Origin of the sequence: Bifidobacterium bombi DSM 19703 (genome assembly GCF_000737845.1) — a bacterium.
Classification (GTDB): Bacteria; Actinomycetota; Actinomycetes; order Actinomycetales; family Bifidobacteriaceae; genus Bifidobacterium; species Bifidobacterium bombi.
In genome coordinates, this window is record NZ_ATLK01000002.1 from 96,085 (window position 1) to 117,791 (window position 21,707).

Below are 21,707 nucleotides of genomic sequence, written 5' to 3' on the forward strand. Positions count from 1 at the left end.
TCATCTGCAAAGGCGTCTGCGGGTTCAGCCGTAAAAGGTTCTGCGTGTTGGGCAGAGGTTGGTAGTGTCGGCTGTGACGGGTCTGTGGTGTTGGTTGCATGTTGTGCCGTTTCGTGGCATAAGTTATTGCGGTTACGTTCAGTTGCCACGTGTCATGCCGTGCGGTGGCAGTATTTGTGCCGTTTCTTGGCTTTGTCTCCCTTCCGTGCCGCTCGTTAGGCATTCGCCGCACCGATTGTGCGGCAGGCCTGACGCTACAGTGGCTGTATGCGCATTATCTCAGGCCGATTCAAAGGGTTCCAGTTGCCGCCTGCCAAGCCCGGTACCAGACCTACCACTGACCGCACTAAAGAAGCCATGTTTTCGCGGCTTGATGCCCTCGGCGTGCTTGATGGGGCGCGGGTGCTCGATCTTTTCGCCGGTACTGGTGCACTGGGCATCGAGGCGCTTTCGCGTGGGGCCAATGAGTTGCTCGCCGTCGAGTCGGCGGGCCCAGCCGCAGTGGAACTCACACGCACCTTGAAGTCCCTGACTATGCAACGTTCATGGGATCCTTCCGCCATGCACGCTCGAGTCATGCGCAAACGTGCCGAACGGTTCGCCGCCGGTTATCATGGTCCCGCATTTGACCTTATCCTGGCCGATCCGCCTTATGCGTTCAGCACGGAGGCATGTAACGCACTCATCATCGATCTGACGGACAGCCCGGCCGTGAATGAAGAGACAATCATGCTTTTCGAGCGCTCCGTTCGTTCCCAGGCCCTGGAGGCTCCGAAACGTTGGACCATCGATGATTGTCGTGAATATGGCGAGACAAAAGTATTCACATTCTCCGTCCTTTGACGGGTTTGATTTGATCCTGTCTTTTGGCTTCTTGCCGAAGTAAGTAGCACAAGCGTTGCAGTTCCAGTGGACGAGGGGCAATACCGTCCTGATTGTGTGAAAATCTCACTAATGAATATGGGGCGGACGGCAGACGGCTTCCGGAGGTGCGGAAGCCGGAACGTGGTGCCGCGGCAATGGCGGAGATGCTACGAAAGAGCAGGAAATCTAGGAACGGACAACGAACGGGGCCGTGAGAGGGGATTGGCGAATCTTGAAAGGTAGTCGAACTCGGAAAGGACAGCAAAACCCTGGAAACGCAAAAACTCGATAAGAACGTAACTTAGGGAAACCGCAGGAGTCACTCCCGATTCAGCGGTGCGGATGTGTTCCAGACACTTCCCAACCCAAACTCGCCAGCGTTTTCCTGTCGGCTTTGTCGAGCGCCGAGCAATCTAAGGCCTCGATGAGATCCGGTCTGATGCGGTCTGTTCGCTCAAGCGCCTCGTCCCTGCGGAACCTGTCCACTTTGCCGTGGTCGCCGCTGGTGAGGATGGAGGGGACGGTCAATCCTCGCCAAGTGGTGGGACGCGTGTATTGCAGATGTTCGAGCAATGCGTTCGAGCCGGTGTACGATTCCTCCACGATGGAGTCCGGGTTGCCCATGAAACCTGGGATGAGCCGCGTAATGGCTTCAAGCATCACCGACACGGCGGCTTCTCCTCCATTGAGGACATAGTCTCCGATGGAATATTCCCGCACGTCGAGTCCACGATCGCGATAATAGCACGGGATGCGCGCGTCGTAGCCCTCGTAGCGTCCGCAGCCGAAAACGAGGTGTCGGGCGTGTGAAAGCTCGGTGGCTGCCTTCTGGTTGAACAATGGAGCCGAGGGATTGGGGAAGATGAGTATGGGGCGGGCATCCGTACTTGTTTCCTGCGGCGATGGTGCTGGTGCTGCATCGGCTGGATGCCGGGCGATGCCAAGTTCGTTTCCGGTCATGCCGGAGGTCTCTTCCGTTTCGGCCTTCATTCCCAACAGTTCGTCAAGACACTCCGCCCAGACTTCGGGCTTCATCACCATGCCGGCGCCCCCGCCCACCGGCGTATCGTCCACGGAGTGATGCACATCGTGAGTCCAGTCGCGAAGATTGTGCGTGATGACTTGGAGCAGCCCTCGTTCCTGGGCTTTTCCGAACAGTCCGATGCCAAGTGCGGTGAAATATTCGGGGAAAACGGTTATGATGTCGATTTTCATTGGATTCCAGTTGTTCACGGAAGTTGCACTGAGGTGAGGTCGCGCAACTTGGGCGCGTCCGGCAACGGGTTCGTTCGGATATGTTTTGTGGTGATTGCTTTACAACCCTGGAATGAGACCGCCAGGAGGGTCGAGCGTCAGTGTGCCGGCTTCAAGGTCGATCTGCGGTACGATGGCATCCACGAACGGCACCAGGGCCGTTGCTTCGGCCTCCGCAGGAGGGTTGGCGAGACGTATTTTCAAAAGCCACTGGGCACCGGTATCGTTGACGTCCACAACCTTCCCGACGACCTGGCCCGCCGGCGCGCCGATGGCGTTGCTCTCGTCCAGGATGGCGGTAAGTCCGAGTAGGTCTTTGGGGTACCAGGCGTCTTCCTCCATCATTTCCTCGGCGTCGTCGGCCTGAACATACAAATCGGTGCCGTTGAGGGCTTCGGCCGCAGTGCGGTCATTCACGCCGGAAAGTTTTAGAACCCAGCGGTTTTTTTGGATTCGAGCGGATTGCACGCTGTATTCCGTATATTCAATATCTTGATCGGTTTGAGCGTTCCGTGCGTTCACGGTGCTTCCGGCGTTCTGTGTGCTTCCAGCGTTTCCGGAGTTTCTCCCGCCCCTGGCGGCATCTCCACCGTTCCTGGCGGCCGCATCCTCCACGCCTTCCATGCTTTTCTTCGTGCCGATCTCCTGCGGCCTTGTGGAGTAGATATGGCGGTTGACGGCGGTCAGAGCGCTGTCGGGCGCATACCGGCGTTCGGGGTCATCGGTGAAAGTGGTCACGTTGACTTCGCCCTTCAGTCCCTGCGCTCGGCCGATACGGCAGACCCGCAACAGTTCATGCTGCTGCGGGTCTACCTGCTGCGAACCTGTCGTCTCGCCGTTCACCGACGCACGTCCATGATGTCGACTCGAACGCTATGGTCGGAAAGCGCCTGCGCCACAGTGCGAATCGCGTTCGCAGTGCGGCCCTGCCGGCCTATGACGCGCCCCGTGTCTTCTGGATTCACGCGAACCCGGAGCAGTTCACCACGACCGTTTTCATGCGACTTCACCGAGACGTCGTCGGGGAAGTCAACGATGTTCCTGATCAGATGTTCCACAGCCTGCGCGAGCAACTTACTCAGCTTTCTCTTCGGAAGCGGTGTCGGTGGCGGCAGTCACGTCGGCGGCGGCTTCGGCCGCCTCATCTTTCTCAGCTCCCGCGGCCTTGGCCTTTGCTTCGGACTGGGCCGCCTTGAGCTTCTGAGCCTTGGCTTCGACTTCCTCCACGCGAGTGGCGGCGTCGGCACCTTCCTCGGCGGTCTTCAGGGTGCCCTCGGCACCTTCGATGCCTTTGAACTTCTGCCAGTCGCCGGTGATCTTGAGCAGGTTCAGCACGGCGTCGCTGGGCTGGGCGCCCACGCCGAGCCAATACTGAGCGCGATCCGAATCGATCTGAATCAGTGAAGGCTGCTTGTTCGGGTCGTATACGCCGATTTCCTCGATCGACTTGCCGTCGCGCTTGTTGCGCGAATCGGTGATGACCACGCGGTAGAAGGCATAGAACTTCTTACCGAGACGCTTCAAACGAATCTTGGTTGCCATAAAGGCTCTCCTTATAATGCAATGCAGGGTTGAGTGGACATGTGGGGCATGCTCTCTCGCGCTTGCTCGTTCCTCGGACTAAAGCAGTATGAGAGGGTCTGCCCAGTCACGAATAACTCAAGAAGTATATCTCAAAGGCTGGATGATGGCCTTGTTTTTCCTCGAGCTCAGACGCGGGTGTTTCGAAATGGAGGTACGTGTTCATCCTGAATTGTGCGCCTTCCGACGGCCGACCCGTCAAGCGTGCACGGTTTGACTACGGTGTTGTATTCTGCGGAGAATTGGTGCCGGTATTCAGGCTGCCAAATGGTAAACGTTTGCCAAATTGTCATGGTATGCATGGCAGTGTGTATTTCCGTTTAGCGGAACCCTTGGATTACTCATGCTGTGAGCTGGATGTAGAACGAATCGTTATCTCCTTTCTACATATGCGGTTGAAGGGATGTTATGAGGAAGGAAAACCATTGATACAATGGCCGTGTGGTGCCTGGTCAGGTGCGTCAGGTGTCCGATCCGTGTGCCGATCAGCGGTCGGCTGTTATCGGTGGGGTGCGTGGTGTGCGTTATGTGACGTGGCTGCCGTATTTCCTGTCGGGTGCTTTGGTCGGCGGGTTTGCGATGGAGGCGGTGTATCTGTTGTTGCGTCGTCGTGCCGGTGATGGTGATGATGGTGGCGACAGGTATGGTCGTGCCGATGGTGATGATGACTTTATATTTGGTGAGGCAGGCACGGTCTATGTCAGCGGTATAGCCGTTCATGGTGTGTCCGTCAACTACTGATGTATGACCTATCATTTAGGCTGATGGCCGTTTTCGTGTGTGGATTCCCGGAGGCGGCCTTTTTTGATGTCGATTTGTACCCGGTTCTGGGGGTGAGGGCTTCTCCTCGCTTGTAACCGGGTGTTGTCCGTGGTTGTAACGTGCGGTTTTATCGCCGATGCCTTCCTTCAGCTTGCCGCATGGTGGCTTTGTCTCGCTTTGGCGCCTTGAGACGAGTTCTGCTCTGGGGAATGGGTTTTATTGTGCACGTTTCGTTCTGATGTCGCTCATATGATAGTCGATGACCTATATTTTATTTATTTTATTTTTATGCAGATTTGTCGAAAGGAAGATATATTTTGTTGTGGTGTGTAAAGATTATGCTTTATGTATATCCTTCGGGCCTGGGTGCAAAAACGTGTGGTCGCGTGTATGGCTGAATCTGGGTCGTGCGGGGTGCGTTACGATGTTGTCGAAGAAGAGGTGTTGCGTGATGGTTACAAGAGAAGAAGGTAAGGGTTTGGCTCGTTGGTCTCGCGCTCTGGTGGGCATGTTGGGTACGGTGGCGATGCTTGGTGGCTTGTTCGCTTCGTTGCCGGCTTCGGCTGGTGAGGTTGCCCCTGCCTGGGCTTCGACTGCGGTTGGTGCGGCGCGGGGCGCTTCCAGGGATGCCATGGCTGGTGCCGTTGATCCCGATCACGGTGAGGCGGGCAAGGATGCCTCGACTGCCGGAGCTGGTCTGGCGGCGAAGAAGGCTGCTGCGGTTCCGGTGAAGGCCCCGGTCTCCGGTGACGTAAAGAAGGAGGCGCCTGGTGCGCAGGCCGGGCCTGTGGTTTCGGCGCAGACTGGTGGCGTGTGTGCCGGTCAGTCGGCTGTGGATTCTGGTGACGGCTGGTGTGCGGCGGATGCCGGCAATGGCATGTACGCGGTGCATGTGACCGGCAAAGCTGCCCTGCAAGGCAAGAAGACGAGTTCTTGGGTTCTGGATTTCTACGCGGAGTTTGGGAATTTGGATAGGAATAACGTTGTTTCGGTTTCGATAGACAATCCCATCCAGCTGGTCGCGGGTGACTATGTCCATTTGGGTGGCATGCAGAGCCTGACGAAGGTGACGGGCTTGGCGAATATCAAGGGCGCAACGGATCTGAGCTACGCGTTCGAGGCTGATTTTATGTTGAGGACACTGGATGTGAGCGGGTTGGATACGAGCCAAGTCACGAACATGTCGTATATGTTCAAGGATGCGAATGCTCTTGCGTCGTTGGATGTGAGCCGGTGGGATACGAGCCAAGTCACGAACATGTCGCACATGTTCGATGGTACGTCTCTTACGTCGTTGGAGGTAAGTAACTGGAAGACGGGCAAAGTCGAGGACATGTCGTACATGTTCACTTACGTGTCTGGTTTGGCGTCGTTGGATGTAAGCCGGTGGGATACGAGTAAGGTCACAAACATGGCGAGCATGTTCATGAATACAGCTGGTGTGAGTTCGTTGGATGTAAGCCGGTGGGATACGAGCAAGGTCACAAACATGGCGAGCATGTTCTCTACAGCGATTGGCCTTATGTCGTTGGATGTGAGCGGTTGGGATACGCGCAATGTCACGGACATGTCGTACATGTTCACTTACGCACTTGGTTTGGCATCGTTGGATGTGAGTAACTGGAAGACAGGCAATGTCCAGAATATGTCGCACATGTTCGATGGTGCGTCTGCTCTTGCGTCGTTGGATTTGAGCGGTTGGGATACGAGCCAAGTCACGAACATGGAATACATGTTCGATAATGCGTCTGCTCTTGCGTCGTTGAAATTGGGTCCCAATGCCTATTTCGGTGATAATGCTGGTGTTTCGTCTCTTTCTGGTCGTTGGGTTCAGGTGGATCCGTCTGCTGAGGGTGGCGCCTGTTATGTCAAGGACGGCGACCAGGCTTCCTGTTCGACCGTGGATCCCGATCAGGGTCTGTTGCGCAGGCCTGCCGATGGTGCGAAGGTTCGTACTGCTCCCGTGACGTATAAGCGTGGGGTTTTGGTGTCGTTCAAGTATGTTGGTGAGGACGGTAAGGCGCTTGCCTCTGATGTGGTGTCTGGTCTTGGGCTTCCTGTTTCGAAGGCGGGTGCGTCTGATGGGCGGTTCTCGCTTTCACTTCCGGATAATTCGGTGTGGCGGTTGAAGGGCGTCTCGTCCTCGGTGTCTTCTGATTCGTGTGCCGGTGGTGTGCTTTCCGGTGTGTATGGTGTTTCGGATCGTACGGTGACGGTCACGTTGGCGCGCAAGCCGGCCGGGCGGGTGTCGTTCAGGTACGTGGGCCAGGATGGTAAGAGCCTGCCGGTGCAGGTGGCTGGTGCGATGGCTTCGCGTTCGCCCGTGAAGTGCGAGGTGGATGGTAAGAAGTCGGATTGCCGTGCGGGTGATTATTTCAAGATCGGTCCGGCTGCTGGTTACAAGTTCACTGGTGTGCGTGACCTGCGGGGTTCGACGGACGCGAAGGTCGCCGCGGATGGCAAGTCGTTGGGTGTCGTCCTGGGTACTGGCGATAGCGAGCTTGAGATCATGGTCGGGGTTGATCCTGTGGCTCCGGTTCGTTTGGCTGGGAAGGTGTCGTTCGAGTACGTTGACATGGATGGTAAGAGCCTGCCGGTGCAGGTGGCGGCCGCGATGGCTTCGCGTTCGCCTAAGGACGGTGTGGTTGGTGCGCATGTGAGCGTGCCGGTCGCTCCGGGCTACCTGTTCGATCATGCTGATGGTTCCACCGGTGTCACGATCAAGCAGGACGGCAGGATCGCGGATGTAGTGTTGGGTGAGCAGCCTCGCACGGTCACGCTGGTCGTGAAGGCCGATCCCGCGGCTAATCGTGGTTCCGGTAATGGTGTTGCTGCTGGCGCTTCATCGAGTGAGTCAGGCTCGTCAGGTTTGAGTACGGCAGCTCCGGCTCCGGCGTCCGTCTTGTCCAAGACCGGTGCTGTGGCGGGCGTTGCGGTGTTGCTTTCCTTGGTGTTGCTGGCTGCCGGTGGTGGCTTGAGTGTGTTGCGCTGGACTCGTAAAGGCAAGGGTGCGGACAGTTCATTGACCGTGTAGGCTGCTTTACTAGTGCGATGTGGGTCGTTTTCCAGGTTCATCTGGAAGGCGACCCTTTTACGATTTAGGGAAACATGACTGGCATGCTTAGGAAGGGTGTGCAAGCGGTAGGTATCTCGGCGACCTTGAGCATTTTCTTTACTGAGAAGCATTAAGATAAGAAATCACAGCGTGGTTCGATATATAGGAGATTGACATGGGTTTGCAACTGAACAATATCAAGAAAATAGGAAATCTTGGCGCGGGTACGATGGGGCATGCCACCGCTCTTCAATTTGCGATGAATGGGTATGACGTGACATTGGTTGATACGTTCCAAGAGGCGTTGGAACGTGGAACCAAACTCATTGAGCGGGATGTTGACACCTTTATCTCCGCAGGTTCACTCAAAACTGAAGAGCGGTCGGCGGTTTTGCGGAGGGTGCATGCCACTACGGATTATGGTGAGCTTTCGGATGTTGATTTCGTCATCGAATCCGTTATCGAAGACATGGACGTGAAGCATGAGGTGTGGCGGAAGGTCGAGGGAATCGTAGGTGATGAGACAATTTTGGCAACGAATTCGTCGGGTCTGAGCCCCACCCGGATTGCGTCGGTGCTGGAGCATCCTGAGCGGTTCGTGGTGGCGCATTTCTGGAATCCCGCCCAACTCATGCCGTTGGTCGAGGTGGTACCTGGGGCCAAGACATCCCAGGATACGGTAAATACGACGGTTGAGTTGATGAACCATGTGGGTAAGCATGCGGCCCCGTTGAAGACCGAGTCATTGGGATTCGTGGGCAATCGTATCCAGATGGCTGTGATACGTGAATGCATGAACATCGTCAGTAAGGGCATCGCCACTCCTGAGGCGGTCGATGACATCGTCAAGTACAGTCTTGGCCGGCGCTGGTCGATTCTTGGACCCATTGCCAGTGCCGATTTGGGTGGTCTTGATGTGTTTGACAGCCTTTCGAAGTATCTTTATGCCGACTTGTCTGCTCGGTCCGGTGAGGATGAGACCTTGAAAGCCAAAGTAGCTGAAGGGAATTTGGGTGCCAAGACCGGTACCGGGTTCTACGGTTGGGAAGGCGAGCAGGCCAAGCGGACCATCGCCGATCGCGATCGGGAGTTACTCGAAGCGCTCAAACGCGACTGATATGGTGTCGGTCCGGATGCCACGAATCACGGCGTTGGAGGTGGGAAAGGGTCTGCCTGCGCAGTTGCGTTGCGGGGCACGTGTCGGGCTTATTGGGCGTCTGCGGTCTAGCCGGAAACGGCTGGTAATCGATGGTTGCTAAGCAATGCCTCTGCTGATTTGGTTCCATTACTCCATGCGGAGTCGTGACAGCAATGCCCGATGATCACTGCCGTCAATGGGCAGGGAGAATGTGTCTGGGGCGTTGATGCCCCCGGAGAAGAGTATATGGTCGAGTTCAAGCCTTGGCCAGCGCAGCCATGACGGGAAACTTGCTACTCGACCGTGTGTCTCGTCGTTGCCTGCATCCATCAACGACGCATGGGTGAGCAGGGTACGGAAGCTGGGATGGTCGAGGCATGAGTTGAGATCACCCATGATGATGACGGTGTTCATACGTTGGCCCGTGGAATGTGTGGCGGCAACCTGCTCGACGTGTGTTGTTTCATGATTTGCGTCCGTGTTCGTACCGGTGAAGGGAACGACAGCGGGGGATTGCGGGCACAATCGTCCTAACGCCGTAATGCCTTGCGACCATTGACGGCAGCCTCGCATGGGAGATTTGGTGTGGGCGCTATAGAAGTCCATGCCGTCAAGCGTCATGCAGGGAACCGAAGCGGCTTTGATGTCGGTTGCATCGGGGTAGGAGTCCTGCGGCGGTTGCGCTGACCAGAGGCCATTGAATCCACCATTGTCGGTATCTCTGATGAGCCCGAACTGATGATAGGGAAGAATCCGGGAAAGTCCGAGCAGTTCAAGTTCGTTGACCAGCTTTCCGCTGAGCTCTTGGAGTGCCAGCACGGTGACGTCGTGCTGACGGACGGCTCTTATGATGGATGAGGCGTCGGCGTGCCCGTATTGGCAGTTGAGGGTCATCACCATGATGTCTGCATCGCCGGTTTCCCGGCGCTGCGGGTGGTTCGTCTCATGGGAGGGATTACGAGATGCGTTCGCTGCGTCGGTCCCGGCGGATGCAGGTTCGAAACGGCCATTCGCGGTTCCGACGGGGCATGAACCTCCGCTCTTTGCTTCCTTGCGTTGTTCCTTTTCGCTCTTCTGGTTTGTGCTCCTTGAGCTTTCGCCCTTTAAACTTTCCCTATGTGCGGACGAACCGTTGTCGGCCATTGGCTTTCGTGGGTTGCGGCGACGATACCAAGGGGAATTGACGGTGAAAATCAACAGGAGTACGAACGCCGCGATGAACATCGCGGGAGCGTCTTGGAATAGGATGGCGCCGGCAAGACATGCCGTCGCTGGAATCCAAAGGAACCGCAGCAAGGCGATGATGTAGGGGAGCGGTCCATACCCATCCCAACCCGCTGGCAGGAATCGCAGCAGGGACCATACCGCCAGTAGCGCAGAAATCGCCGTCAATACGTTCAATACGTCTTCCAATCCGTGAAAATCGTTCAGTACGTGTGTCATGCTCAGGCAGTGACGATCGCTGGTCAGTGAATGACAATCGGCTCGGGTCGGTCGGTCCGGGTTGGACGGCTTGACCCGAAACGGATATAGGCTGGATGACCCGGACCGAATCGGATGCAAGCTAGATGACCCGGACCGAATCGGATGCAAGCTAGATGACCCGGACCGAACCGGTCTCCCCAAATCAACGCTCGACTTATGATGCCGTCCGGATATTGGTTGCCGTCAATTGGGATGACGGTCGGCCGGTAATCGACCGATCAGCCGAGCAGGCCGGCCAGGCCTCCGCCTAGGTTTGGTGGAAGATCGGGGCCGTCGCCATTCACCATCGCGCCCATCGCTTGCTGGAATTCAGGCGGAAGTGCGTTGGGATTTGGTTTTTTCGCGAAGGCTGAACCGGAGTTGGCTCCGCCGTTGCCGCCTTTTCCGGAGAGCCTCTCACGCAAGGCCTTTTCCTCAGCTTCACGTTTCATTGGGTTGCCGGACTTGGACTTGCCTTTCTTGTTCTTCTTCCCGTTCCTGCCGCTTTTCCCGGCATTGCCGCCCATGAATGGGCCGCCGAATCCTGGGATTCCACCGGCCACCTTGTTGGTCATGCGTTTCATCATTTTAGACGCTTGTTCAAAGCGTTGCAGAAGACCGTTGACTGCGGAAACAGTGTTACCTGAACCGTAGGCAATGCGTGCCCGGCGTGATCCATCGATGATGTCGGGATTACGCCGTTCTTCTGGGGTCATGGAATTGATGATGGCCTCCGTGCGGTCCACCTCGCGCTCGTCGAATTGTTCGATTTGCTTGCGGTAGGCTCCCATGCCAGGTATCATGCCAAGCAAGCTCTTCATGGACCCCAGCTTCCGAATTTGTTGCAGCTGTTCCATAAAATCGTCAAGACCATAAGTGCCTTTGGCCATTTTCTTGGCGGATTCCATAGCCTGCTGCTCGTCGAATTCCTTCTGAGCCTGTTCGATCAGGGTGAGGATATCGCCCATGTCCAGGATACGCGAGGCCATACGGTCGGGGTGGAACACCTCGAAATCCTTCAGCCCTTCGCCATTCGACGCAAAGAGAATCGGCTTGCCGGTTACGGATGCGACGGACAGTGCGGCGCCTCCTCGTGCGTCGCCGTCGAGCTTGGAGAGCACCACGCCGGTGAAATCCACGCCCTTGTCAAAGGCTTCCGCCGTCTTCACCGCATCCTGACCGATCATGGCGTCAATGACGAAGAGAATCTCATTGGGATTCACGGCATCGCGGATGTCACGGGCCTGAGCCATCAGTTTCTCGTCGACGCCCAAGCGGCCTGCGGTATCGATGATCACCGTATCGTAAAGCTTCTGTCTGGCGTAGTCGATGGAGTTGCGAGCCACCTTGACCGGGTCTCCTGATGTCTGGCCCGGAGCATAGACCGCCTCGCCGCCGTCCGCACCCACCCCGCGTTCGGGTGCATAGACCGGCACTCCCGCACGCTCACCGACCACTTCAAGCTGGGTCACCGCATTGGGGCGTTGCAGATCCGCTGCGACCAACAATGGCGTATGACCAGCGTCTTTGAGCCAAAAACCGAGTTTGCCCGCCAAGGTGGTCTTGCCTGCACCCTGCAAGCCCGCCAGCATGATGATCGTCGGAGGGTTTTTTGCGAAATTGAGGGGGCGGTCCACACCGGCGCCGAGTATGTTCGTCAACTCCTCATTGACGATTTTCACCACTTGCTGGGCGGGGTTGAGCGCCTCTGAGACTTCGGTGCCAAGCGCCCGCTCGCGGATGCGTGCGGTGAACGAGCGCACCACCTCCAATGCCACATCGGCATCAAGCAGGGCGCGACGAATCTCGCGAATCGTGCCGTCGATGTCCGCTTCGGAAAGCTTACCTTTGCCGCGCAGATGCTTGAATGCATCTGAAAGCTTGTCTGTCAAAGAACTGAATGCTGCCATAATATGTATAAGTCTACCGTCCGCATGGGAGAAATTGGACGGTTCCGCCTATGTGCGAGGGTTCGAGGAAGGGGGGCTTGCTTATTGCAGGCTCCATGTGGAGCCGTCCCGCCCGTCCTCGATGGTGATGCCCATAGCGGTCAGGCTGTTGCGGATGGTATCAGCGACGGCGAAATTCCGGGCTTTGCGTGCGGCCTCACGTGCCTTGAGCTGATGGCCGATCATCTTGTCCAGCAGCTTGTGTTCCGCTTCGGCATTGGAAGACTTGCCAGCCGAACCGTTCCGTCCTGCGGTCTCCGAGTCCATCCAAGGTTGCGCCAAGGGGTCGAGTCCTAAAACGTCGAGCATGGCTCTGACCATCAGCAGGTTCTTCGCCAGCTTGTCGGTGGCCTGTTTGCGCTGGGAATCGACGTGTTCCGCCTCTTCGGGCGAGTTTGGTTTCGTGGCCAGCGCCTGCGCGAATCCGCCGAGGGATTTGTTGCCTTCGCGAATCATGGTGAAAATCGCGGCTATGGCTCCGGAGACATTGAAATCGTCGTTCATGGCGTTCACGAAGTCCTCAGGCAGTTCCGCGGCGTCGACATCGGTCACCTGTTCGCGGGTGGGCTGGCCTCCGAGCACCTCCCCGGCTCTTGCGATGAAGTTGCTGATGCGTTCATAAGCCGCCTGGGCCTCGGCAAGAGTCTGGTCGCCCCATTCGAGCATGGAGCGGTAATGCACGGATCCAAGCGCATAGCGCACCACCCAGGGGGAGTTCTGCGCAAGTACGGCCGGCACGGAAAGCCCGTTGCCGAGCGATTTGCTCATCTTCTCGCCTTTGGCCGTCACCCAGGCGGAGTGCATCCATACATTGGCAGTGCGCCAGCCGGCCGCACGGGTCTGGGCCATTTCGTTCTCATGATGGGGGAAACGCAGATCAAGCCCGCCTCCGTGAATGTCGAACATGTCGCCAAGGTAGCGATGGCTCATGGCAGAGCATTCGATGTGCCAGCCGGGACGGCCCTCTCCGAACGGCGTCTTCCAGCGGGCCGTGGAGGGATCGGTCGGCTTTGATGCCTTCCACAGGGCGAAATCCCTGGGGTCGCGCTTGTCGGGGGAATAGTCGGCGGGATCGATGGGGTTGTATTTGTCGTCGCCGGCTTTGTCGACGCTTGGCCCCATGACATCGGTGACCGTGCTGTCGGCATCCCAGGTCGCGTCGATGCGGCCGTCCGCGCCTGAGGAGGTGGAGGCGTTCTGCTTCTGCCCGGTGAGCTCCCCATAATGCGGCCAACTCGCCACGTCGAAGAACACGTTGCCGGTCGGCCTGCCTTCTTCGTCGTAGACGACGTAAGCGTGGCCGGCATCGATGAGACGCTGAATCAGTTCCACCATTTCGTCGATGTGCCCGGTGGCCCTAGGCTCGTACGTAGGGGCCTGCACACCCAATGCCTCATAAGCGTGGGTAAACTCGCGCTCGTAAATATAGGCGCGTTCCCACCATTGCTGGCCCGCTGCCCGGGCTTTGTCGAGGATCTTGTCGTCGATGTCCGTCACGTTGCGGATGAAGGTGACCTTGAACCCGAGGCGTTCCATCCAACGGCGGATGATGTCGAACGCTACGGCGGCGCGTATGTGGCCGATGTGCGGCGAACTCTGCACCGTGGCACCGCATACATACATACCCACCCGACCAGGGAGAATCGGCTTGAATACTTCGACGCTGTGCGTGGCGGTGTTGTACACCCGTAGGTCTTTGGCAAGCGGGGCGACGGGTACCGGGTTTGTCTCATTCCGGAATGCTGGCGGCATGTCCGGATGTGCTTCATTCCTTCCACGGTCCGGATCGCCGGCCGCGTACCTGTCCAAGGTTGCCTGCCGCTCGGGGATGCCGGTCGTCTGACCAGTACGCACATCGTCGTCATTCCGCGGTTTTTCAGCATTTTCCATAAGCTTGATTCTATGCGATTTGTCTGACAAGGACAGCGCTGGACTCGGATTCTCGATGTCTCCGTTATGATGCGGATTGGCTGCATGGCATTTTCGATAGGAGTTTGGCTCTGAAACAGTCATGTCTATACCCACTATCATCATCGACAACCAATACGCTTTGTGGCATCAGCCCGTGCGGCTGCGAGACATCACCACAAGCTGCGTATGCAAAGAATAAAGGAATTCCATGTCGTTCCTGTCACAGGATCAACTTCAAGAACAATGTTCCACCAAGACTGCGGACGAGGACGCCCATCAGGCGTCAGTCGACCGGAGCGCCATCAAACCGAGAGGTGCAGGCCATCCTTCGAGCCGGACGAAACGGTCCGGTGATGATTCTCCGGACGCGCAAAACCATATTCCAGGCAAAGTATTTCTTGCCTTCGTAGCCTCCGGTCTGCTTTCATTGAGCGGTGTAGTGGTGGAAACCGCAACGAACATCATCTTCCCGACCTTGATGCACGAATTTCACATCAGCACCGACACCGTGCAGTGGATGACCACAATCTACCTTCTCGTAGTCTCCGTGGTGGTTCCGCTGAGTGTGACGCTCAAGGCTAGATTCACCTCCAAATCGCTGTTCGTCACTGCGAACCTATGTTTTCTCACGGGTCTCATCATAGATATTGTGGCCTCGAACTTCGCTCTGTTGCTGGCCGGCAGAGCGTTGCAAGGGTTCGGTGCGGGCATAGCTCTGCCTCTCATGTTCAATATCATTCTTGAAGAGGTCCCGCCAGAAAAAATAGGCATGATGATGGGCTGCGGCACTCTCATCACAGCAATAGCGCCGGCCATTGGCCCCACATTCGGCGGTGTTGTGGTATCGTCCGTGGGCTGGCGGTACATCTTCGTTCTGCTGGTACCCATCATTCTCGTTTCATTGGTGATGGGGGTATACGGCATTGAGCAACTCGGTGAGGTAAGCGACGTTCCGTTCGATGTTCTCGGCATTGGCCTTATCATTTTAACCTTTGCCGGCCTCATCATCGGTTTCGGTTCCATGTCTTCTGCGAGGTTCATGAGTTTGAAGGTCGCAGGTGCCTTGGTCGTCGGCTTTGTGGCGCTTGCCTTGTTCGTCATGCGCCAGTTGCGTGTGGATGCGCCGATGCTGGATGTCCGTTTGTTGCGCGACCGGTGTTTGAGCGGCTACATGATTGCATTCTTTCTGTTCCAATGTGCTATGTTGGGGCTCGACCTTGTACTTCCCAATTACATCCAGCTGGTCAATCATTCCTCGGCCCTCGTCGCCGGACTGTGCCTGCTTCCAGGTGCCTTGCTCGGAGCGGTTTTTGCGCCGCTGAGTGGCCGTATCCTTGATGTCTTCGGGCCTAAGCCGCCTTTACTTGCCGGTCCCCTGTTATCGCTTGCGGCGATGGCGTCGTTGCTCGTTCTGAACGGTCGCCTGAGCGACGGTGCGATTTGCTGGTTGTACGTGCTGTACATGCTCGGTATGGGGTTGAGTTCAGGTAACATCATGACCACGGGCCTGCAAAGGCTCGATGGTAGCGCCCGGACGATGGGTAATTCGTTTTTCAATACCGCACAGCAGTTCGCGGGGGCAGTGGGTACGTCGCTGAGTGCCACATTGCTTGCCGCAGGTCAGGCAGGAGCCTCCGAACTTTCGTCTGGTACGGTGCGTGGCGCGTCGTTCGCCTTCATCGTGCTTATCGTAGTGCTTGGCGTTCAGTATCTGGACTTGATCAGGACCGTGTTCCGGACGAACTAGTGTCGAGACTGAATCCGAAAACGTTGTGCGATTCCAAATGTACACTGCCATAATTCGGCATGGCCGATTGTGGGATGGGGTCCTGATTAACGAATCTTGATTCGTGGTGTCGACACGGTCAGCGGTATCATGGGCGCGGTTTCTTCGCATACCTGGTCACGTGTGTGATCCCAATCGACTCGATGCATATTGTTCGAGGATTTCATCCGCCGCATCCATGGGATTATGTTTCACGCGTCGGCGTGGCGAACATGAGTGGCATAATGGATATATGACATTGTCGAAAGCGCTGATTGTGCAACATGTGCCGTGGGAGAAGCCTGGGAGGATTCTGGATAGCTTCGATGATTGCGGACTCGCCTCGCAGACCATCAACATCCTGGAAAACGGCAAGTCCGAGATCCCCGATATTGCGGATATCAGTGGTTTGGTCATCATGGGTGGCCCGATGGGGGCGTTGGATGTGGGCACCTATCCGGGTCTCAGGATCGAGGCAAAGCTGGTGCGTAAGGCCGTAAGGGCCGAGATTCCGGTGCTTGGCGTGTGTTTGGGTCATCAGATCATCGCAACCGCGCTCGGAGGGGAATTAGAGCATGGCAAGCGTCAGGAAATAGGCTTCGCGCCGATTACCAAGGTGGGGTCGCACGAGTATTTCTCAATGTGGGACAAGCAGTTGCAGGTTCTGCACTGGCATGGCGACAAGGTGACCCTCCCGGAAGGTGCACAGTTGCTTGCCAGTTCATCTGATACCGAAAATCAGGCGTTCGTGTACAAGACGGCATTGGGAATGCAATTCCACATGGAGGTCACAGCCGCCCTGCTCGAGGAATGGCTGAGCGAACCCAGGATGACGGAGGGCCTCAAGAAGTCGCAGGTCAAAAAGATTCGTGAGGACTATGAGCGCTATGTTCCGGGAATGCAGGCGTTGGCCGATCAGGTTTTCGGATCCTTCGCGGCTCGGTGTAAAACATATGCTCAAGCGGAGGAATAGGAAGGGTTGAAGAACGGAGGTGACGGCATTCGTTCCCATCCGCATCGGTCTTTCCCATGTGCCATTCGTTCGTTTCAGTAGACCCAATCAGAGAGTCGTCACATTATGCCGGTCCGTAAGTCGTGCCGTAAGGACGTGTGGTGCCAGTTTCCGGCGTGCCTGGTCCCCGTCGATTGGCAGGGACCAGATGAGATTCTTATGCGGTTGCCGCCAGTGTTGTTTTCCGATGCGGCTTAACCGCGGCAACGGTCATTCAACAGCACTCCCTTGTTTCCGCAGGCGATGTTTTCCGATGCGGCTTAATCCTGAGTTCGGCCGGATGCCGCCTCCTGCCGGTGCCTTTCGGGTTGTGTCTCGGGGAGTGTCTTTCCGGAGAGTTCGGGAATGAACCGTTCGTAACCCAGCTCGGCCATACGCTCCAAAGGTATGAAACGCAGGGAAGCCGAATTCATGCAGTAGCGTAGCCCTCCGCGATCGGCAGGTCCGTCATCGAAGACGTGACCCAGGTGGATCCGTGTGTTTGCGGTGCGGATTTCGATCCGTGGGCGTCCTGGCAGGGTGGTGTCACGGTGCTCGGTGAGCGATGAACCCGCAATCGGCCTGGAGAACGCCGGCCACCCGCATCCCGAGTCGAATTTATCGGTTGAAAGGAACAACGGCTCGCCACTGACTACGTCCACGTAGATGCCTGGTTTGAAGTTCCGGTCATATTCATTGGTGAAGGGTCGCTCGGTGGCGGCGTGCTGCGTCACTTGGTACTGTTCTGGTGTGAGTGCGAAGACACGGTCGATGTCCTTGCGCCGTTGGGCGACGTTCATGATTTTCGATACCGGAATATGGCAGTACCCACCGGGATTCTTGCCGAGATAGTCTTGGTGATATTCCTCTGCCGGGAAGAAGTTGTTCAGTTCCTCCACCGATACAACGGGTTCGCGGCTTTCGAGGTAAGCCAGCCGCTGCCTCGCCTCCGTGAAGGTCATTCGCTGGCGTTCATCGGTGAAGAACATGCCACTGCGGTACTGCCTGCCCATGTCATTGCCCTGTCTGTTCAAGCTGAACGGGTCGATGACGTCTAGGAACAGCAGTGTCAATGTGTTCAGGCTTACCCTGTTCGGGTCATAGGTCACTTCCACTGTTTCCGCGGCATCCGTGACACCGGAACATACTTCTTCGTAGCTCGGGTTGCTTCGTTGTGATTGGGCGTATCCGACCCGGGTGTTGGTCACTCCGTCGATGCCCTGCATGTATCGTTCGATTCCCCAGAAGCACCCTCCGGCGAAATAGGCTGTCCCTTGCTGTGTTTCCGATTGATCCGTCATAATACGCTCCTGTGTCTGGTCAGTACGCCGGTTGGCGCAGTCGAATCCAGTCTTGGCTGCGTGTTGGTCCTGCGTGATGAACCCTGTGCTCAGAGTATGCCATATCGCGGCTTATAGAGCCAGCGTTCTTCACTTTGGGGAATAAAGATCTCGGTTAGGATGCCATCCTAGTCCATACCCTGTGGATCTGCATTGAACATGGTCAACGGACAACGTAGGGTTATGCCATATTTCGGAGAGGCTGTACCATATTGAGTCCCGCCATGGTTGCGCAGGCGTTTGCCAGGTGGGTTGACTTCGCGCGGAAACGGTCTTGAATGCCTCTGATCCCGGCACTGGTTTCGGGCATCGTAAAGGGATGAGCTTTCGGCCGCAATTGTCGATGTCTTAGCTTGTTATTTGGTTTCCATGTCAATAATATTGAGTATGCTAGGGCGCGATAATGACGATAACTCTGCCGGTGTTCCATACTATGACTATGGAGGGATAAGGTTTCGCCAGGTGGGGTTTTACTACTAGGGAAGTGCGATGCTCACTTTTAAAGAACTCGACGAGTCAACATTCGAGGCATTCGCGAGCCGTTGTCCGGAAGGTTCCTTCTGGCAGTCGGCGCCGATGATTCGGGTTCTTAAGCGTCAGCCGGGACGGATTGTTCGAACCGTGGGGTTGGAGGATGGCAACGCGCAGGTGGTCGCAGCAGCGCTTCTGGTCGGGGACAAGGTGCATATGGGATATCAATTCCGTGTGGTCCATGGTTATCTTGTCGATTTTTCTGACAAAGACCTCGTGGCATTGATGACGAAGGAAATCATTTCGTATGTTCGTCGGCTTGGGGGATTGTATCTGGTGCTTTCCCCTAACGTCGTCAATGAGACGATTCAGACAAGGAACGGGGAAAAGGTTTCGTCGCATGAGCACCATCCCGAGGCTGTCGGGGTTCTTGAAGATCTCGGTTTCGTTCATCAGCCGTTTTCCAAACGCATGTCCGGTGATAGCGAACCGGAATGGCAATACGTTAAATACCTGGATGGGATAGCCGATACCGAGGGGTTGCGCAAATCGTTCGATTTGAGGGCTCGTCAGCGAATCCGCAAAAGTCAGTCATACGGGGTCGAGTTGCACCAGGCCAGTCCTGAAGAGTTGCCCGAGTTCACCAAGATTACCCAGGAGACGGCTGAGCGGTTGCATTTCCAAGGCAAGAGCCTTGATTATTATCAGAAATGCATGGAGGCGTACGGTGATGACGCCCGGTTCGTCATGGCCACGGTGAATCTGCCGCATTACAAGGCGTATTTGCAGGAGCGGGTCCGGAAATTGGGTCAGGAAGCCACGGAACTGCGTGAGAAGCTGGCTTCGATTGACGATGATGAGAAGAATCGAAGAAGAAAGCTGAATAATTCTTTGAAGACCGTCAATTCCCAGCTAGAACGGACCGAGCGAATGGTGGATGAGGCCGACCGTTTCCGTAAGGAGGCCGACGGCGACGTCATCTTATTGTCGGCAGCGTTGTTCCTGATCAGGCCCCAGGAGATCGTCTACCTCGAATCCGGCACTTACGATACCTACCGTACTTTCGATTCGCCGTATCTGATTTTGGACTCCATGATGAGGCTCGCGGTTGAAAAAGGAATTCCCAAATTTAATTTCTACGGTGTCTCAGGATGCTTCGACGGCAGTGATGGGGTGTTGAAGTTCAAGGAAGCGTTCCAAGGTGAGGTGGAGCAGTTGGTCGGCAATTTCGTCAAGCCCGTCCGACCTTTGAGATACAAGCTATACAAGGCCTTGAAGGCCATTGTGCGGTAGAGCTTTCGGTTTATACCCTGCACCTGTGATTCGGAAGTAAAACGCGGGTGCTGACTATTATCCATCGGTTCAGGATTGTTGCAGAGCCGTTCCGATGGCTTGTTCAAAGGTGGGTTAGAGTGGGCGCGGCCTTGGAAGACAGGGTTCGTCAATGTCGGTGCATCAAGACTCTCCGTGGAATTAATTCGGAATGTGTACTGTATAATTTAACCTGTCGTTTATTGGAAACACATTAAGTGTGGGGAGAACCAGTGAAAACACAAAATGACGAAGCCGTCAATGGATCGGGTCAAGGATGGACGGGCAATGCTGACGCCAATCCTCAACAGTATACGGGTGCGCCCATTTTTTCCAAAGGCAATGAAGGTGGTCAGCAGTCCTCTACGGGAGTGCCTCCGACAATGCCACCGGCGTATCCTGCAGGAGGCTATGAGAATCAGGAACCTGGCAACATGCCGAATATGGCACCTCAATATCAGCAGCCCCAAAAGAAATATCTGGGCATGGCGATTGCGGCTTTTGTCGTGTCGTTCTTCTCTGGTTTGATCGGCCTGATCATCGCCATCATGGCACAGGTCAAGTTGAGCAAAGAGAAGGGCCGGTACAAGGGGCAGGGGCTGAACATTGCCGCGTTCGTGATTTCGGGAATCAACCTGGTCTTGTCCATCATCCTGTCCGTGGCTTTCACTTCCGGTGTGTTGCAAGGAACCCGTGAGGCGCTGGAGGGTTCGGCGGCTTCGTCCTCCCAGACCCGAAGCCACCATGATGCGCACTCCGAACGTAGTAAGGACCAGGGCGCCGATTCCGGTAAGGCCGATAGCCAAAGTGCTGGCAGGTATGCCGACGTTCAGGCGTGGGTGGACGCGCATCCGGAGAATTTCAAGGACTTTCATGATGCGGACGGCCAGCTGACCAGCAAGGTGACCGGTCAGGGAAATGACACACTGATGATTGACATGACCACCCAGGCTGATTTCAATGGGCAAATCGATGATGCCACCAAGGCGAAGATCGACGAGCAGATGGGGAAGGCCGTTTCCATCATGGTTCCGGCCATAGAGCAGGACGTGATTCAGCTGCGCGCTGCAGGGTTTCCCAATGCGGTGGCCAAAGTGGTCGTACACATAGGTTCCACGTACTCATATAACGCAACAGTGGACGATAAAGGCATGGTCCAGTCGTGATGTGGGTTTGGTAAACGTGATGCGAGTGGCGCCAGATTGGTTTCTTGGCGCCACTTGTTTTGTTATGGCCTCTTGATTCAGTGTTTTACGAAAGTCAAGCTTTAAGATAATGGACTTGAAGTATGGTCCATCGTGATGGGTGAACTTGTTGCTGAGTTGTAATTATACCCTCGGTGCAGGGGTAGGTGCGAGGGAAGTCTCCCTTTGATTCCTCGTCTGTCGATGCTTTCCTGGATTGGATGTATCCTATTTCGCGTCTTCCTTACTGTTTTGTAAGGGCTCTTATGGTTGATGTGATGGTGATGATTGTCGTAAGGCGACGGGGTTGTCGCTCGAGGCGATCGCTTCCCCTCTTCTCTCATCGATTCGGATACTTGGTCATTCAACGTTGCGTGTGTGGCTTCAAACGTTGCATTGTTTCTTTTCCAAGATCACAAGTTTTGAATCTACACCCATGGCTTGCTCGCCATTGGTTGGTAAAGGCGCATCCGCTTTTGCAAACCAACATGAATCCGTGAACAATCGCTATGGACAATATGGGCATGGCCTTATTGTGCCATGGACCGTCCGTCTGAATCTGGTTCGAATGAGCTACAGACGTCACCGCCGGAGAATTTCGGAATTCCTCAGTGCCTCCAGTATTCGTCGCCAAGGCTAAAGATGATTTTAAGGAGAGCGTCGATCG

The 21,707-nt window shown here is 56.0% G+C and carries 16 protein-coding genes; 8 read left to right on the forward strand and 8 right to left on the reverse strand.

Annotation, left to right across the window (positions count from 1 at the left end; translation table 11 throughout):
• Window positions 1–267 precede the first annotated feature (267 nt).
• A complete protein-coding gene (locus BBOMB_RS06555; protein WP_044087622.1) occupies window positions 268–843 on the forward strand; it encodes an RsmD family RNA methyltransferase in 576 nt (191 codons plus the stop codon).
• Window positions 844–1,194: 351 nt separating this feature from the next.
• Here the strand turns inward: BBOMB_RS06555 and trmD are convergent, their stop codons facing one another.
• The 4 genes from trmD to rpsP form a co-directional block, all read right to left on the reverse strand.
• On the reverse strand, window positions 1,195–2,079 hold the full coding sequence (trmD, locus tag BBOMB_RS06560; RefSeq protein WP_044087621.1) for a tRNA (guanosine(37)-N1)-methyltransferase TrmD: 885 nt from the start codon (window positions 2,077–2,079) through the stop codon (window positions 1,195–1,197).
• 99 nt (window positions 2,080–2,178) lie between these two features.
• Entirely contained in the window at window positions 2,179–2,961 is a 783-nt protein-coding gene (gene rimM, locus BBOMB_RS07720) for a ribosome maturation factor RimM (RefSeq protein WP_052377567.1), read from the reverse strand.
• The gene (locus BBOMB_RS06570; RefSeq protein ID WP_044087620.1) at window positions 2,958–3,191 is read right to left on the reverse strand and encodes an RNA-binding protein; all 234 of its coding nucleotides are present in this window, start codon (window positions 3,189–3,191) and stop codon (window positions 2,958–2,960) included. The genes rimM and BBOMB_RS06570 overlap by 4 nt, the downstream gene beginning before the upstream one ends.
• Before the next feature lies 1 nt (window position 3,192).
• Window positions 3,193–3,660: a 30S ribosomal protein S16 gene (rpsP, locus tag BBOMB_RS06575; protein ID WP_044087619.1), complete on the reverse strand. Its 468-nt coding sequence runs from the start codon at window positions 3,658–3,660 to the stop codon at window positions 3,193–3,195.
• A gap of 480 nt (window positions 3,661–4,140) precedes the next feature.
• On the opposite strand from rpsP, the gene BBOMB_RS06580 reads away from it, so the two are divergent.
• From BBOMB_RS06580 to BBOMB_RS06590, 3 genes are all read left to right on the forward strand, one after another.
• Window positions 4,141–4,440, forward strand: a complete 300-nt coding sequence (locus tag BBOMB_RS06580; protein ID WP_044087618.1) for a hypothetical protein — start codon at window positions 4,141–4,143, stop codon at window positions 4,438–4,440.
• A gap of 472 nt (window positions 4,441–4,912) precedes the next feature.
• Window positions 4,913–7,495, forward strand: a complete 2,583-nt coding sequence (locus BBOMB_RS07725) for a BspA family leucine-rich repeat surface protein (protein ID WP_052377568.1) — start codon at window positions 4,913–4,915, stop codon at window positions 7,493–7,495.
• Window positions 7,496–7,691: 196 nt separating this feature from the next.
• Window positions 7,692–8,633: a 3-hydroxyacyl-CoA dehydrogenase family protein gene (locus BBOMB_RS06590; protein ID WP_044093323.1), complete on the forward strand. Its 942-nt coding sequence runs from the start codon at window positions 7,692–7,694 to the stop codon at window positions 8,631–8,633.
• 168 nt (window positions 8,634–8,801) lie between these two features.
• On the opposite strand, the gene BBOMB_RS06595 is transcribed toward BBOMB_RS06590, so the two are convergent.
• From BBOMB_RS06595 to cysS, 3 genes are all read right to left on the reverse strand, one after another.
• Window positions 8,802–10,055: an endonuclease/exonuclease/phosphatase family protein gene (locus BBOMB_RS06595; RefSeq protein ID WP_238549939.1), complete on the reverse strand. Its 1,254-nt coding sequence runs from the start codon at window positions 10,053–10,055 to the stop codon at window positions 8,802–8,804.
• A gap of 302 nt (window positions 10,056–10,357) precedes the next feature.
• Window positions 10,358–12,028 (reverse strand): signal recognition particle protein, encoded by a 1,671-nt coding sequence (ffh, locus tag BBOMB_RS06600; protein ID WP_044088035.1) that lies wholly within the window; start codon window positions 12,026–12,028, stop codon window positions 10,358–10,360.
• Window positions 12,029–12,109: 81 nt separating this feature from the next.
• A complete protein-coding gene (gene cysS, locus BBOMB_RS06605) occupies window positions 12,110–13,819 on the reverse strand; it encodes a cysteine--tRNA ligase (protein WP_044088046.1) in 1,710 nt (569 codons plus the stop codon).
• A 367-nt stretch (window positions 13,820–14,186) separates the two neighbouring features.
• On the opposite strand from cysS, the gene BBOMB_RS06610 reads away from it, so the two are divergent.
• Together BBOMB_RS06610 and BBOMB_RS06615 are read left to right on the forward strand one after the other, a co-directional pair.
• A complete protein-coding gene (locus BBOMB_RS06610; RefSeq protein ID WP_081867434.1) occupies window positions 14,187–15,725 on the forward strand; it encodes a DHA2 family efflux MFS transporter permease subunit in 1,539 nt (512 codons plus the stop codon).
• Window positions 15,726–15,996: 271 nt separating this feature from the next.
• A complete protein-coding gene (locus BBOMB_RS06615; protein ID WP_044088034.1) occupies window positions 15,997–16,716 on the forward strand; it encodes a type 1 glutamine amidotransferase in 720 nt (239 codons plus the stop codon).
• 299 nt (window positions 16,717–17,015) lie between these two features.
• Here BBOMB_RS06615 and msrA read toward each other — a convergent pair whose 3' ends face one another.
• Window positions 17,016–18,035: a peptide-methionine (S)-S-oxide reductase MsrA gene (gene msrA / locus BBOMB_RS06620; protein WP_081867435.1), complete on the reverse strand. Its 1,020-nt coding sequence runs from the start codon at window positions 18,033–18,035 to the stop codon at window positions 17,016–17,018.
• Between the two features lie 528 nt (window positions 18,036–18,563).
• Here msrA and BBOMB_RS06625 point away from each other — a divergent pair.
• Together BBOMB_RS06625 and BBOMB_RS07730 are read left to right on the forward strand one after the other, a co-directional pair.
• The gene (locus BBOMB_RS06625) at window positions 18,564–19,838 is read left to right on the forward strand and encodes a peptidoglycan bridge formation glycyltransferase FemA/FemB family protein (RefSeq protein ID WP_044088033.1); all 1,275 of its coding nucleotides are present in this window, start codon (window positions 18,564–18,566) and stop codon (window positions 19,836–19,838) included.
• A gap of 251 nt (window positions 19,839–20,089) precedes the next feature.
• Complete coding sequence (locus tag BBOMB_RS07730) at window positions 20,090–21,022, forward strand: DUF4190 domain-containing protein (RefSeq protein ID WP_052377569.1); 933 nt, start codon at window positions 20,090–20,092, stop codon at window positions 21,020–21,022.
• The last annotated feature ends 685 nt before the right edge of the window (window positions 21,023–21,707 follow it).

What these genes read in the sequence shown, in the direction of transcription:
- msrA (WP_081867435.1), bottom strand. Translation starts at nt 18,035, where the DNA reads ATGACGGATCAATCGGAAACACAGCAAGGGACAGCCTATTTCGCCGGA.
- BBOMB_RS06615 (WP_044088034.1), top strand. Translation starts at nt 15,997, where the DNA reads ATGACATTGTCGAAAGCGCTGATTGTGCAACATGTGCCGTGGGAGAAG.
- cysS (WP_044088046.1), bottom strand. Translation starts at nt 13,819, where the DNA reads ATGCCGCCAGCATTCCGGAATGAGACAAACCCGGTACCCGTCGCCCCG.
- BBOMB_RS06625 (WP_044088033.1), top strand. Translation starts at nt 18,564, where the DNA reads ATGCTCACTTTTAAAGAACTCGACGAGTCAACATTCGAGGCATTCGCG.
- trmD (WP_044087621.1), bottom strand. Translation starts at nt 2,079, where the DNA reads ATGAAAATCGACATCATAACCGTTTTCCCCGAATATTTCACCGCACTT.
- rpsP (WP_044087619.1), bottom strand. Translation starts at nt 3,660, where the DNA reads ATGGCAACCAAGATTCGTTTGAAGCGTCTCGGTAAGAAGTTCTATGCC.
- BBOMB_RS06590 (WP_044093323.1), top strand. Translation starts at nt 7,692, where the DNA reads ATGGGTTTGCAACTGAACAATATCAAGAAAATAGGAAATCTTGGCGCG.
- ffh (WP_044088035.1), bottom strand. Translation starts at nt 12,028, where the DNA reads ATGGCAGCATTCAGTTCTTTGACAGACAAGCTTTCAGATGCATTCAAG.
- BBOMB_RS07725 (WP_052377568.1), top strand. Translation starts at nt 4,913, where the DNA reads ATGGTTACAAGAGAAGAAGGTAAGGGTTTGGCTCGTTGGTCTCGCGCT.
- BBOMB_RS06555 (WP_044087622.1), top strand. Translation starts at nt 268, where the DNA reads ATGCGCATTATCTCAGGCCGATTCAAAGGGTTCCAGTTGCCGCCTGCC.
- BBOMB_RS06610 (WP_081867434.1), top strand. Translation starts at nt 14,187, where the DNA reads ATGTCGTTCCTGTCACAGGATCAACTTCAAGAACAATGTTCCACCAAG.